General features: G+C 40.4%; 17 protein-coding genes. 10 read left to right on the top strand and 7 right to left on the bottom strand.

Features of this window, described 5'->3' with window-relative positions:
- Positions 1 to 45 precede the first annotated feature (45 nt).
- Together bslA and C6347_RS05615 are read right to left on the bottom strand one after the other, a co-directional pair.
- A complete protein-coding gene (bslA, locus tag C6347_RS05620; protein WP_060596340.1) occupies positions 46 to 582 on the bottom strand; it encodes a biofilm surface layer hydrophobin BslA in 537 nt (178 codons plus the stop codon).
- Between the two features lie 125 nt (positions 583 to 707).
- Positions 708 to 1,106, bottom strand: a complete 399-nt coding sequence (locus C6347_RS05615; protein WP_034662180.1) for a hypothetical protein — start codon at positions 1,104 to 1,106, stop codon at positions 708 to 710.
- A 568-nt stretch (positions 1,107 to 1,674) separates the two neighbouring features.
- On the opposite strand from C6347_RS05615, the gene C6347_RS05605 reads away from it, so the two are divergent.
- The 3 genes from C6347_RS05605 to C6347_RS05595 all read left to right on the top strand — a co-directional run bounded on the left by C6347_RS05605 (position 1,675) and on the right by C6347_RS05595 (position 4,524).
- On the top strand, positions 1,675 to 2,148 hold the full coding sequence (locus C6347_RS05605) for a CarD family transcriptional regulator (RefSeq protein ID WP_034662177.1): 474 nt from the start codon (positions 1,675 to 1,677) through the stop codon (positions 2,146 to 2,148).
- 312 nt (positions 2,149 to 2,460) lie between these two features.
- The gene (locus C6347_RS05600; protein WP_034662173.1) at positions 2,461 to 3,210 is read left to right on the top strand and encodes a poly-gamma-glutamate hydrolase family protein; all 750 of its coding nucleotides are present in this window, start codon (positions 2,461 to 2,463) and stop codon (positions 3,208 to 3,210) included.
- Positions 3,211 to 3,375: 165 nt separating this feature from the next.
- Entirely contained in the window at positions 3,376 to 4,524 is a 1,149-nt protein-coding gene (locus tag C6347_RS05595) for a Rap family tetratricopeptide repeat protein (RefSeq protein ID WP_034666524.1), read from the top strand.
- A 90-nt stretch (positions 4,525 to 4,614) separates the two neighbouring features.
- On the opposite strand, the gene aprX is transcribed toward C6347_RS05595, so the two are convergent.
- Complete coding sequence (gene aprX / locus C6347_RS05590) at positions 4,615 to 5,940, bottom strand: serine protease AprX (protein ID WP_060596349.1); 1,326 nt, start codon at positions 5,938 to 5,940, stop codon at positions 4,615 to 4,617.
- A 584-nt stretch (positions 5,941 to 6,524) separates the two neighbouring features.
- Between aprX and C6347_RS05585 the strand changes: the two genes are divergently transcribed.
- A complete protein-coding gene (locus C6347_RS05585; protein WP_034662166.1) occupies positions 6,525 to 7,259 on the top strand; it encodes a poly-gamma-glutamate hydrolase family protein in 735 nt (244 codons plus the stop codon).
- 77 nt (positions 7,260 to 7,336) lie between these two features.
- A complete protein-coding gene (locus C6347_RS05580) occupies positions 7,337 to 7,786 on the top strand; it encodes an OsmC family protein (protein WP_106061493.1) in 450 nt (149 codons plus the stop codon).
- Between the two features lie 47 nt (positions 7,787 to 7,833).
- Here C6347_RS05580 and erbB read toward each other — a convergent pair whose 3' ends face one another.
- From erbB to C6347_RS05560, 4 genes are all read right to left on the bottom strand, one after another.
- Entirely contained in the window at positions 7,834 to 8,202 is a 369-nt protein-coding gene (gene erbB, locus C6347_RS05575; RefSeq protein ID WP_034662159.1) for an SMR family multidrug efflux transporter EbrB, read from the bottom strand.
- 15 nt (positions 8,203 to 8,217) lie between these two features.
- On the bottom strand, positions 8,218 to 8,535 hold the full coding sequence (erbA, locus tag C6347_RS05570) for an SMR family multidrug efflux transporter EbrA (RefSeq protein WP_060596350.1): 318 nt from the start codon (positions 8,533 to 8,535) through the stop codon (positions 8,218 to 8,220).
- A gap of 2 nt (positions 8,536 to 8,537) precedes the next feature.
- A complete protein-coding gene (locus C6347_RS05565) occupies positions 8,538 to 9,080 on the bottom strand; it encodes a TetR/AcrR family transcriptional regulator (protein ID WP_066030878.1) in 543 nt (180 codons plus the stop codon).
- A gap of 112 nt (positions 9,081 to 9,192) precedes the next feature.
- Positions 9,193 to 9,438: a spore coat protein gene (locus C6347_RS05560; RefSeq protein WP_106047819.1), complete on the bottom strand. Its 246-nt coding sequence runs from the start codon at positions 9,436 to 9,438 to the stop codon at positions 9,193 to 9,195.
- A 104-nt stretch (positions 9,439 to 9,542) separates the two neighbouring features.
- On the opposite strand from C6347_RS05560, the gene C6347_RS05555 reads away from it, so the two are divergent.
- The 5 genes from C6347_RS05555 (at position 9,543) to C6347_RS05535 (ending at position 11,997) form a co-directional block, all read left to right on the top strand.
- The gene (locus C6347_RS05555; protein ID WP_106071504.1) at positions 9,543 to 9,944 is read left to right on the top strand and encodes a YmaF family protein; all 402 of its coding nucleotides are present in this window, start codon (positions 9,543 to 9,545) and stop codon (positions 9,942 to 9,944) included.
- A gap of 69 nt (positions 9,945 to 10,013) precedes the next feature.
- A complete protein-coding gene (miaA, locus tag C6347_RS05550; protein WP_106071503.1) occupies positions 10,014 to 10,970 on the top strand; it encodes a tRNA (adenosine(37)-N6)-dimethylallyltransferase MiaA in 957 nt (318 codons plus the stop codon).
- A gap of 25 nt (positions 10,971 to 10,995) precedes the next feature.
- On the top strand, positions 10,996 to 11,217 hold the full coding sequence (hfq, locus tag C6347_RS05545; RefSeq protein ID WP_003211269.1) for an RNA chaperone Hfq: 222 nt from the start codon (positions 10,996 to 10,998) through the stop codon (positions 11,215 to 11,217).
- A gap of 161 nt (positions 11,218 to 11,378) precedes the next feature.
- Positions 11,379 to 11,705 carry a YmzC family protein gene (locus tag C6347_RS05540; RefSeq protein ID WP_106030919.1) on the top strand — a complete coding sequence of 109 codons (327 nt, stop codon included), beginning with the start codon at positions 11,379 to 11,381 and terminating at the stop codon, positions 11,703 to 11,705.
- 79 nt (positions 11,706 to 11,784) lie between these two features.
- Complete coding sequence (locus C6347_RS05535; RefSeq protein WP_003212415.1) at positions 11,785 to 11,997, top strand: hypothetical protein; 213 nt, start codon at positions 11,785 to 11,787, stop codon at positions 11,995 to 11,997.
- The last annotated feature ends 40 nt before the right edge of the window (positions 11,998 to 12,037 follow it).

Here is a 12,037-nt window from a genome sequence, read left to right as displayed (position 1 = left end):
GGTTTGTCTACACGCTGAAGCGCTCTTATTAGAGCGCTTTTTTATTTAGCATCCACAAGGATTTGGCGGTGTGACCACAACTGGTCGTGTTTGAATATCAAGGGTGTCCTCTGCATAAAATTTAGAACCAATGCTAAGCGCACGGTTTTCTGCGCGGAACGTATATGTACCTGCAGCAGGAAGTACTTTATGAGAAAGTTGTAATTTATATTGTGAGATTCCTAATAAATCGATTCTAGCTGGAATGCGGACAGTTTTTCCACTGTTCAAAATGTAGCTGTCTTTTAATGCTTTTCCATTGAAGATGTCTTTTGTTGTCGCTTGAAAGCCTGCAGGCAATGTGAACTCAATGGCACCGATACTTAAAATAGAATTTGGGCGGTATGTCAGCTCAATGTCAGAAAAAGACCATTCCTGCTTACTTGTACCTGTAATTTTTGCATAAAGTTCAGCTGGTCTTGCATTCGTTGATGCTTTGCCTTCCTCCGTTTTGACTCCTTCTGCGGATGCGGCAATCGGTACCGATAGTGCCATGACCAGTGTAAGCATTCCGATCATGATCATTGTCCATGTTTTTTTCATTTTTTCCTTCCCCCTTGTTGAATATAGGCAAATAATAGATGATTACACCCATTATTTACCTATAAGGTTACCATATTCCTATATGGTATTAAATGGTATATTGTACCCTTATTTTTTCACTTTGTTTAGTAATAACGGGGGAAAAACGCATTTGGTTGGTTCATTCCATAACCATGGCCTGTCATTTGCTGATTTGGCATCATCATATGCATATCTTGATATCCGTATGGATGATATGGCATCATTCCGTATCCACCATAGTGGCCAAGATGATGGTGATCTTTCATTGGAACATGTGAAAAGGCATCATGCTGATTTGGAAACGGCGAATAGGTTGAATGATGATGCGGATAGTGTCCGCTGTACATATCTTTTTTACCGGTATGATCATGCTTTGGCATATTCATAGGATCCTGCATGTTTGGCGCGACCACATGCTCATGATTGGCTGTATACACATTCTCAAATGTATGATAGGGGTTTTCTTGGTGATGATGATTCATTGGGCTATTCATATTGTTCATTTGATATCTCATCCTTTATGTCAGGTTGCCATATCCTATGAGCATGATCCGTTTCATGAGCCTATCCATATGAAAAAAACCGGCTTTTCAGCCGGGAAAACGAAAAGCAGGTGAAAGCGTCAATTGCTAATATGAGAAGCCATGTCTTCTTCTACGACGCTTCTTACAGCTGCTGCAGACACTTTTAGGACAGTAATAGGGATCGTAGCTTCTAGAAGTATCCCAGAAATCGCTCTCAAACCATTTATCTTTTTTATGATGAAACTTTTTTTCTTTACATGGATCCTCATGGCAATGATCGTCATGCTTTTTATAACAGTTTGAGTGGGAATGTTTGCACTTGCATTTGCACATTGTCATCCCTCCTAAATGTGACTCAATGCTAGTATATGCAAGAATAAGACAAGGGGACTGGATAATGGCGCTTTTTTTGTAAAAAAAGGCTTTTTCTGAAAAACTCAAATAAAAAGAATTGACTAGTGCTAAAATAACATGATAGAATATAAATTTTTATCCACCGATGAAATGTGTTATAATCATAATGTGAATACTTTCGGAGGTGGCGGATTTGTTTCAAATAGGTGATAAAATTGTTTATCCTATGCATGGTGCCGGTGTGATTGAAGGAATGGAAGAAAAAGAGATTTTAGGTAAGACGGAGGAATATTTTCTGATTCAAATGCCGAATATGCAGATGATGATCCCAAGAGGCAGAATCAATCAACTAGGTATACGTCCGGTAGCAGATCAAGCAACGCTGAAAGTTGTGATGAACAATTTTGCAGAAGAAACAAACGACGACACGCTTACTTGGAAGCAAAGATATGATGAAAATCTGAAAAAGCTAAAAACAGGTGCGATCGAAGATGGTGCAGACGTTGTCAAAGATCTGATGAGACGCAATCAGAAGAAAGCATTAAATTCAAGTGAAAAGAAGATGCTTGAAGATGCACGAGGCATGTTAGTGAGTGAGATTTCTCTTGCACAAGGACTGTCGCAAGATGAAGTCCTTTCAGCTTTAGAGAATGAACTAAGAGTTTAATGATGGATATACAGTAATTGGCTGTAAACAGAAGGGCATACCTTTTGTTTACGGCTTTTTTTGTTTGAAATCAGAAGAATATGTCCATTTTTGTAGGTGATTTTAACTAAAGCTAAAATAAGGTCATACGATGCAGTTTTTGTTCAAGCAACGAATGATTCAAAGAAGTCAGAAATACCTAGGGCAGCATAAAAAACAGGTAAGTTCTCCTGATTCGTTCAAATGAGCCGGACAACCTTTGAATTCTGTTAGCCATTGATAGTAAAATAATGCGATAAGATGACACCTAAGAGAATGAAAAGGAGCGGTGAAATGAAAAGGCTACTGATATGTGGATTCATCTTTCTGATCCTGTGTGCTCTTTTAATGGTGAAATGCAGCCATTCTGTTCAAGAAAAAAAAGAGCAAAAGCAATATCAAGAAGAGGTAGAAAAGTATCAAAAAGAGCGAAAAAAAGGGGATCAATATGAAAGCTTTAAACAGCTTATCCGACATGAAAGAGAAGGCTATGAAATAGAATTTCACGAAAAGGGTGGAAGTGATTTACTCGTCTTTTCTCCTCATGGAGGGGAAATTGAACCAGGAACAAGTGAAATTGTAGAAGCATTTCAAGAAAAGTACTCTACGTATTTGTTTGAAGGAACAAAACAAGACAATAATCGTGATTTGCATATTACAAGCACCAAGTTTGATGAACCGATATTGGTTCAAATGATTAAAACGTACCCCTTCTCCATTTCTATCCACGGCTATAAAAGTGATAAAAGACACACGCTAGTTGGCGGGACAAACGAAAAAATGCAAAGAGCAGTTGTACGAGAATTAAAGGATCGAGGATTTTCTGCAGAAATGGTGCAAGAAGGCGAACGGCTTTCAGGAACAGATCCCAAAAATATTAATAATCGAAATGCGAGTGGTGAAAGTGTTCAGCTAGAAATTAGTACGGCGCAGAGAGAAGCCTTTTTCGACAATTTTGATACGAGAAAAGGAAAGAAAAAAGCATTCAGACGTTATATCAGTGCTTTAAAAGAAGTATTAAGAGAATTTGACCCATCTTCGTAGAAAAACCGTTTTGATGGGCAAAAGTACTCTATTTAAACTTGGTAAAAAAGATAGAAATATGCGAAATGAACATAAATTATGTAATAACTTACAATTTGCCTTAAAAACATAAATTATGTAAAATAATAGTTATCAGTTTGATATGATAGAATGGGGCTGAAGTGGATGGCACACAAAATACCATCTTCCGAAGTAGGTGTAAAGATCAATCAATGGTACACGCATATTTGCAAATTTGAAGTCGAACAAGCAAACGATATGAAGCGCCTTGTTGAAGAAGAAATTCATGAGATGGAAGAGGATCAAGATTTACTTCTATATTATTCTCTAATGGATTTTCGCCATCAAATGATGCTTCAGCATTTAACGCCAGTCCATGCAGGGAGTGAAACGCTTCAAGCCGTGTCTTTTCCGAAAGAAATGGAAGATGGAGAAGATGAGATGACAGGCTTGCTCGGCTATTACTTTCATTTTTTCCATGGAATGTATGCGTTTATCCAGCGCCGGTATATCGAGGCTATTTCCTATTACAAGCATGCGGAACATCAACTGATCTTAGTGACAGATGAGATTGAAAAAGCGGAATTTTACTATAAAATCGCTGAAGTATACTATCATATGAAACAAACTTATTTCTCCATGCATTATGCTAAAAAGGCGAGAGACATTTATAAGAAACATCAGCTTTATGGAAAAAGAAGCATTCAATGTGATTTTGTCATGGCAGGTAATTGGATTGATGTGAGTCAGCACCAAAAAGCGCTTCCTTATTTAGAAAAAGCGTTAAAGGTCTGTGAAGCGATGGAACGGCAAGAATGCACATCTTATTTTAAAGCGATGGCTCTTAATAACTTAGGTGCTTGTCATTATAGTATGGGAACGTATCATACAGCGACTGTCTTTTTTGAACAAGCCATTTCCCTTTATCAAAAAGATCAAGCATCCACGATGATCAAATCATTATTCTCACTTGCCCTTACTTGTTTTAAACTCGGAGATATCCAGCGGGCTGGCGAGGCTATACGTAAAGGAATGAAAGAGGCTTGTTTATTGGAAGATGAAATTTATCAGTTGAAATTCCAATTTTTGCAGGCGCTTTATATAGAAAAAGACAGCTGTGAGCAATTAAGGTCGGCCCTTTTTGGTCTGCGAAGCAAAAAAATGTTTGCTGATTTAGAGGAATTAGCACTTGATGCGGCTAATTATTATAAGGAACGCGACATGTACAAGGAATCTTCCACTTTTTTTGAGATTGTGATCGAAGCGCGTACGCACATTCAAAAAGGAGATGAGATGTATGAGAACGAAGCATAACATGTCAGCTGCTCAAGTAGATGAAAGACTTCACACGTAATAACAGACAAACAACACCCTTTACGAATCAACGTAAAGGGCTTTTTTAATTTATTCTTTGATGGCTTTTTCTGCGTCAATGGCACCTGCTCCGTAAATCATCGGGTCATCTCCAGACCACTTGCTTGTATTTTCTTTTAACAGGGTTTTGACATCATCGGGCGTTAAATCTGGTGAATGCTCTAATAGAAGAGCGCAAATACCAGCACAAATCGGTGTTGCCATAGATGTGCCAGATAACGCCGTGTAATCGTCCTCGACTCTGCTTGATTTATCGAGTTTATCTAGAAAGGACCTTGGTGATCTGAGAGAGACGATGTTCACTCCTGGTGCAAGGATATCAGGCTTTGTTTCACCATAAACAGTAGGGCCTCTGCTCGAAAATGGTGCCACGATATCATCGTTTGATTCTGGTGTATTCCGGTCATCAAAAGCGCCAACCGTAATAACTTTTTGACTGACGGCAGGGCTCGCAATCGTTTGACTGTTAGGACCAGAGTTTCCGGCAGCGACGCATACAACAATGCCTTGATCCCAAGCAGCATTGACAGCGCGCACCATCGGATCGTCTTGTTCGTCATCATAACGCTGGGCATCTCCGCCTAGTGACATACTCATAATATGAATCGGATCATCAGGGTGATCTTCATTGAACTGGATGCACCATTCAACCCCTTCTATAATAGTAGAAAGTGATCCAGCCCCTTGTTTATTTAACACTTTCACGCCAATTAAATGAGCTTTTGGAGCAGGTCCTTTGTACAAGCCATCTGAGGCAGCTCCGTCTCCAGCTACATCTCCAGCGCAGTGAGTGCCATGCCCGTTATCATCATAAGGCTTTGTTTTTTGCTTGACTAAATCCACAAAATCGCGAATTCTTCCTTCTAGATCTTCATGCGGATAAATCCCTGTGTCAATGACAGCGACCGTAATACCTTCCCCTGTTAAGGTTGTACCGTTTCGGATGACTTCATCAGCATGACTTGCTTGTGTGGCCATATCCAGAAGTGCATGAACTTTCCGGTCTAAATAAATTTTACGAATATGCTCACCATTCGCTAACAGTTCCTCTAAAGCATCCGGTGTTAGGTCAGCAGCGCAGCAGTCGATATGTGAAAAGTGCCGTTTAATTTTTGTTTTTCTACTTTTTTTCATGAACTGTTTTGCGCTTTGAATACCTGCTTCGACCGCACCTTCCTTAAATTCAATGATCACACGAAGCTTCTTTCTCTTCTTTAATCTTCCTTCAAAGAAACGATGAAGAAAGCATGGCGTCCATTTAAAAGGTTTATAAAGGTGAAGGACGGTTTCTCTTAAAGGCTGATCCAGTTTACTAGCATGTGTTCTGACCATTTGCACCATAGAAAATCCAAACATGTAATGCCCTCCATTCTAGCTATCCATTCTTGTACACTATTACGTTATGAGAATGAGAGCTGCTTGGTTCGGATTCATGCCCCTCCTTTTCTTCATATTGGCGGCTGACTGATTTCTCTTTAAAAAGAAAAGCGCTTACATTTTGTAAAATAATAGAAAAAGGTGAAAAACATGTAGAATCTGCCGATGATAGGTGGGAGAGTTCTTCAAAGAGAACCGGTGAAACAATCGATTTTGCAGAAAAAAGGGGGGGATAAACAGGGTCAATGCTCATACAAATGTGGCTTGTCACAGAGGAAAAAAATCAAATCCATATAAATACAAGCCGAATTAAAGAAAACAGACTGGATAGAACTAGGCCATTTTAAACATAACTTCATTTGTCTGTCATACTATTCTAACTCTGTTTTCAAAGAGGAGAGGCGTTTCTGTGTATATAAATGCAATTATCTTATTTTTGAGGAATCTCATGATCTAGAGTGTTATGATCAAATTTGAAGAGAAAAAGTGGAAAAAATGAAAAGAAATGATGATTCAGTATAAATCATAGAAACGGCTTAGAAATCTGTTAAAGGAGAACGGGAATGAAGAAGTTTTTTGCTTTGCTTCTCCTGCTTGCGATCGGATGGGGCGTTTATTATACAATGCAAGCACAGGAACATGATGAGCCAGTGTCATCAGGTGGGGAAGACGAAAGCGGTTCAAATGATATTTATCGCAATTTTAAAGAACTGGAAGAAAACGAATCAACAAGCAGCTATCAGATTACAGCCAACCCAGTGCCTGGAAGCCGTCTTCTAGTGATGTCACCCCATGGCGGGAGGATTGAAGGCGGCGTGAGCGAGATCGTCCATTTTTTCGATAATGATTTCTCTACGTATTTGTTTGAAGGCTTAAGAGAGAATGCGTCAGAACTTCATATTACAAGCACAAACTTTGATGAGCCAGTCGGCGTCGCGCAGGCAAAAGCACACGATTATATCTTAGCAGTTCATGGATACAAAGGTGAGGAAGGAATTGACCATACTCTCGTTGGCGGAACAGATTACGACCGTGCAGAAAAAATTGTGAACTCATTAGAGCGGAACGGATTTTCTGCTGAACTGGCTGTCGCACACGCAACCCTGAGCGGAACAAGCAATCATAATATTAATAATCTTACAAAAACAGGGCAAAGTGTACAGCTAGAGATTAGTAGAAGTCAGCGTGAAGCTTTATTTGACAGTTTTGACTTTCGGCGGCGGTCGAGTACAAAAAACGAGACGTTCTACCGGTATGTCAGGGCGATTCGGACAGTGCTGGATGAGGAATATACATAAAGATGGTGCACATGTTAAGACAAGCAGCGTGAATTCTTGTTACACTATAAAAAGTGATAATAAAAGGAGAGACGAATATGGCGCGTCATCATTTTCATCTTCAGGCGAGCTGGCCTGGTCTGCGTAACGATGTGGGTACAATCTCATGTGAACAGTTAAAAACGAAGATTTCAATTCCAAAAGAAATGGACGGTCCCGGCATTGGAACAAATCCAGATGAGATGCTTTTAGGTGCAGCGGCTACGTGTTATATTATTACACTTGCCGCTATGATGGAGCGGAGCCAATTAGAGAAAGAGGATCTAACGATGAGTTCTGAGGCTGTCGTAGATGTGACCAATGGTGTGTTTACATATGAAAAAATCATTCACCGGCCTGTCATCATCCTCAAACAATCCGCTTCCCCGCATGATATTGAGCTGGCCCGCAAGCTCGCGCATAAAGCCGAAAGCTCATGTATGATCTCAAGAGCTGTTCAAGGAAATGTGGCCATTTCCTTAGAAGAAACCATTCAAGTTGGCGGGTAAAAACAAAAAAGTCATTTTCTCTTATTAAATGGAGAAAATGACTTTTTTTATGACGTCCATTCGGTTTGATCGATTTGTTCTTTGTTTTCTTCCTTTTGTTTTTTGGACAGGTTCAAGACAATCACGCCGCATATCACAAGTGCAAGGCCTATGAAGCCTTTTATGTGAATGGTTTCGTTAAACAGCACGAGTCCGATAAGAGCAGTGAGTGCTGTTCCAACGCCAGACCATGTCGCATAAGCAGACGAAAGGTCAATGGTTTTAAGTGCCAAACTGAGGAAGGTAAAGGCGCAGCCAAATCCGATCAGGACCCCAATACTCGGCAGCAGTTGCGAAAAACCTTGTGAAAGCTTCAGCATCGTACTGCCAAAAACCTCCGTCAAAATGGCTCCTGTTAAATAGAGCATTCCTTTCATGATCTCCCACATCCTTTATGACATATTTAAAAGTACAACCCCTGAGACAAGCATCGCTATCCCAATGACTGCTCTTTGGTTCAAGGTTTCTTTGAAAAAAAGCACGCCAAAAATAGCCGTGAGGACTGTACCAACCCCAGACCATGTTGCGTAAGACATGCTAAGCGGAATGATGTTAAGTGTCAATGACAGCATATAAAATGCAAGTGTATAGCCAGCAACAACGACAGCGCTAGGCTTAAAGCGCGTAAAGCCATTTGAGAGTTTTAACATCACGGCGCCAATGGCTTCTGAAAAAATGGCCACAGCCAGAAAAAGATATCCGAGGATCATGATCATCCCTCCTCTAATAGGTGTAAAATCCGATGAAGTAAAAGGGTTTTTTCTTCTCGATTCAGCGGTTCAAGCTGAAACATTTCTGAAAACCATATCCCATCACATGCGAGTCGAATTAGCTGACTCAATGCAGGGTCGTTTATTTCCTCAGCTGCTTTCGCTTTGAACTCCGCATAAAAATCACGCCAAGGGTTCAATAACGCTTCATCAAATGACATGGTAGCCATCATACTTGTACATAGCTGGGTCGTATTTTGATGATCAAGATCATGTAATGTGGCCAATATATATGCACGTACATAAGGCGCTTTTTCGTGTTTGTAAGTTTCTTGATACGTTTCGAGCTGCTGACGAAAGCAAAGAATCGCGTGCTCATTCATTTTTTGGATGAGCTCTTCCTTGCTTGCAAAATGATAAAGCAGGCCGGCTTTGGTCATATGTGCATGTTCTGCCACTTGCTGAAGGGTAAGCTGGCTTAATCCTTCTTCTAAAATCGTGCGGGCAGCTGCATCAAAGATTTGCTCTTTTTTGGTTTTAGACATAAAAAAAACACCTACTTTACTGAACGGTCGGTAAAGTAAATGTTAACCCATCAAAAACGAGTGTGTCAATCGATTCATTTGATGAACAGATATTTTCACTAAAACGTCATATTTAATAATAAGGGTATGGTCCATATGGCGGATAAGGCGGCGGATAAGGGTACCCATATCCATATCCTGGCGCAAGCAGAGACCCAGCAAGCAGACCTCCAGCAAAACCACCTAAAAATGGAGGTCCGAAGAATCCAGGTCTACCATAACCGAATCCAGGTCTCCCAAACCCAAAGCCCGGGCGTCCAAAACCAAAAGGTCTTCTCATGTCTTCTTGCATAAATGGCTGTGCGTCAAAATAATTCATAAAAAAAGGCTCCTCTCACATAAAATCACTGTAACTGACATCAGTGTATTCGAATGGCCTATATGTGTTTGGGTGAATGCCTAATATAAGGAGGAATGTTAAAAATGGGCCTGTATTCATCTGATTGGGCAAAATGCCCGCCGCATGCTCATGCCTATAAAGCACGAACGGATGTAACAGAGGAGCATTATCATTTAATAGAAGGCATTTCTCAGCCTGTCAATGGAAGCAATACAGATCAGCATACACATTTTTATCGCGGGATCACCTCTTTTGAGAGGGGGCATTTCCACAGATACTACGGCATCACAGGGCCTGCGATACCGAGAGTGGATGGTACGCACTATCACGAGATTGAGGAAGTCACGTTTTCTGCCTATAACGATTCTGTCCCTATTCCGTATGGAGGAGTCGTCTATAGTCCGGACGAAGAGCGGCCAACGCATACGCACCGTTTAAAAGGAAAAACATACGAAGTGGTCGGAAATGAACCACTCGGCTGGTGATAGGCCCTATATAGGAGAGAATGAGAAGTTATGCTATACTGTAGGCAGTTTGTAAAAGAGAGTGATGTTATGAAAAAAACGAAACAACCAGTGATTGTATTAGTAGGACCGACGGCTGTCGGCAAAACAAAACTGAGCATTCATATAGCCAAAGCATTTAATGGAGAAATTATCAGCGGTGATTCTATGCAGATTTATAAAGGAATGGACATTGGAACAGCTAAAATCACCCCTGAAGAAATGGATGGTGTCCCGCATCACTTAATTGATATTAAAGAGCCGGACGAATCCTTTTCTACAGCTGAATTTCAGCAGCTGGTCCGTTTGAAAATCAAAGAGATTGCCGCTAGAGGGAAAACACCCATGATTGTCGGCGGAACAGGTTTGTATATCCAATCTGTTTTATATGATTATACATTTACCGACGAGAAAAGTGATCCTGCTTTTAGAGAAGAAATGGCGCTGTTTGAACAGCAGCATGGCCCCCTTCAGCTGCACGAAAAGCTAAAGGCAGTAGACCCTGATGCTGCAAAAGCCATTCATCCGAATAATGTCCGCCGCGTGATCCGGGCGCTGGAAGTGATCCATACAACAGGTCAGAAAATGTCGGAGATGCAAAACGGTCATCAAGAAGTTCCTCTTTATGATACAGCCTTCATTGGGCTGAAAATGGATCGAGAGCTTTTGTACGAGCGCATTCACCAAAGAATTGATATGATGATAGATGAAGGCTTAATTGAGGAAGTGAGCGCACTTTATCAATCTGGCTTGAAGGATTGTCAATCGGTTCAAGCGATTGGTTATAAAGAGCTGTATGCGTATTTTCAAGGTGACTGCTCACTTGATGAAGCCACCCGGCAATTAAAGCAAAATTCCCGCAGATATGCGAAGCGTCAGTTCACGTGGTTTCGTAATAAAATGGATGTCACTTGGTTCGACATGACACCGCCTTGCCACTTTTCAGACAAAAAAGAGGAAATTTTCGCATATATAGCAGGAAAGCTTGAACTTAAAGCGAAACTGTAGTTATCAGAATCAAGGAGGACGAAACATGAAACCGATTAATATTCAGGACCAATTTTTGAATCAAATCCGTAAAGACAATACCTTTGTCACAGTATTCTTACTGAATGGCTTTCAGCTTCGCGGTCAAGTGAAAGGGTTTGACAATTTCACGGTGCTGCTTGAAACAGAAGGGAAGCAGCAGCTTATTTATAAACACGCCATTTCTACATTTGCACCTCAAAAGAATGTAAATCTAGAATTAGAATAGGATATGTTCGACCTAATAGCCCCATGCATCTGCGAATAAACCGGCCGGAACCCGCTACGTTTTTTGTCAGTGCAGAGGGGCTATTTTGCATGCCGTGAAACTTTTCTGTCTATTTTACGTATAATCCCTTATTGGATATGAAGAAAGGTGAGGGAAGCGATATGGAAAATGCAGAGCTTGAATTAAGAAGGATTAGAGTGATCCTTCTATTGATTGGGATTGTTGTCTTATTTGGATCGTGCGCCATTTCAAACATTGAATCGAGACAGGAAAGCTCGCATAACTATGCTAATCAAGATGATAATGGACATATAGAAGGCCTTTTACAATCAGCTGTTGCACTAAAAAATAATCACTTTGCTGTTGTGAAAGATGATGAAGTACATGTGTACCGGTTTGATGAAAAAGAGGGAGAACTGACCCTCGTTAAAACGAAGTACATAGATGAATGGGACGAGGAATATGATGATGATTCTGTTGAAGAGTAAGCACGTAAATTTACAAATGAATGTGAAGTCGCTACACTATAATCATGTATCAGACATCTAGACAGAAAAGGATGAGTTCATGACACACAAAATTAAAATTAATCACTGGGAACAAACTTGTGAAGACGACTCCTGTTTCGAATATGGAACAAGCGTTTCTGTAAATGGGAAAGAATTAGTCAGAGAAGCTTCAATCGTCTCTGCGCTTGAAGCGGTGCTAAAAGAATTAGGTGTTGAAGTGGAAATTACAGAAGTGTCAGAAGATTTACAGTGCGATGCCTACAAAAAATAAAACAAAAAGTCTAGTCTACTAAGCGATTTTTTTTCGTGTT

The sequence above is a fragment of the Bacillus sp. NMTD17 genome, from assembly GCF_002998735.1.
Taxonomy (GTDB): domain Bacteria; phylum Bacillota; class Bacilli; order Bacillales; family Bacillaceae; genus Bacillus.
Note: the sequence above shows the minus strand (reverse complement) of the source record. Positions and strands in the feature narration are given on the sequence as shown.

Coding starts and splice junctions, on each gene's coding strand:
- C6347_RS05615 (WP_034662180.1), bottom strand. CDS start 1,106: ATGAACAATATGAATAGCCCAATGAATCATCATCACCAAGAAAACCCC.
- C6347_RS05580 (WP_106061493.1), top strand. CDS start 7,337: ATGGCGCGTCATCATTTTCATCTTCAGGCGAGCTGGCCTGGTCTGCGT.
- C6347_RS05555 (WP_106071504.1), top strand. CDS start 9,543: ATGGGCCTGTATTCATCTGATTGGGCAAAATGCCCGCCGCATGCTCAT.
- hfq (WP_003211269.1), top strand. CDS start 10,996: ATGAAACCGATTAATATTCAGGACCAATTTTTGAATCAAATCCGTAAA.
- C6347_RS05540 (WP_106030919.1), top strand. CDS start 11,379: ATGGAAAATGCAGAGCTTGAATTAAGAAGGATTAGAGTGATCCTTCTA.
- erbA (WP_060596350.1), bottom strand. CDS start 8,535: ATGATCCTCGGATATCTTTTTCTGGCTGTGGCCATTTTTTCAGAAGCC.
- C6347_RS05560 (WP_106047819.1), bottom strand. CDS start 9,438: ATGAATTATTTTGACGCACAGCCATTTATGCAAGAAGACATGAGAAGA.
- C6347_RS05535 (WP_003212415.1), top strand. CDS start 11,785: ATGACACACAAAATTAAAATTAATCACTGGGAACAAACTTGTGAAGAC.
- miaA (WP_106071503.1), top strand. CDS start 10,014: ATGAAAAAAACGAAACAACCAGTGATTGTATTAGTAGGACCGACGGCT.
- C6347_RS05565 (WP_066030878.1), bottom strand. CDS start 9,080: ATGTCTAAAACCAAAAAAGAGCAAATCTTTGATGCAGCTGCCCGCACG.
- C6347_RS05600 (WP_034662173.1), top strand. CDS start 2,461: ATGAAAAGGCTACTGATATGTGGATTCATCTTTCTGATCCTGTGTGCT.
- C6347_RS05585 (WP_034662166.1), top strand. CDS start 6,525: ATGAAGAAGTTTTTTGCTTTGCTTCTCCTGCTTGCGATCGGATGGGGC.
- erbB (WP_034662159.1), bottom strand. CDS start 8,202: ATGAAAGGAATGCTCTATTTAACAGGAGCCATTTTGACGGAGGTTTTT.
- C6347_RS05595 (WP_034666524.1), top strand. CDS start 3,376: ATGGCACACAAAATACCATCTTCCGAAGTAGGTGTAAAGATCAATCAA.
- bslA (WP_060596340.1), bottom strand. CDS start 582: ATGAAAAAAACATGGACAATGATCATGATCGGAATGCTTACACTGGTC.
- aprX (WP_060596349.1), bottom strand. CDS start 5,940: ATGTTTGGATTTTCTATGGTGCAAATGGTCAGAACACATGCTAGTAAA.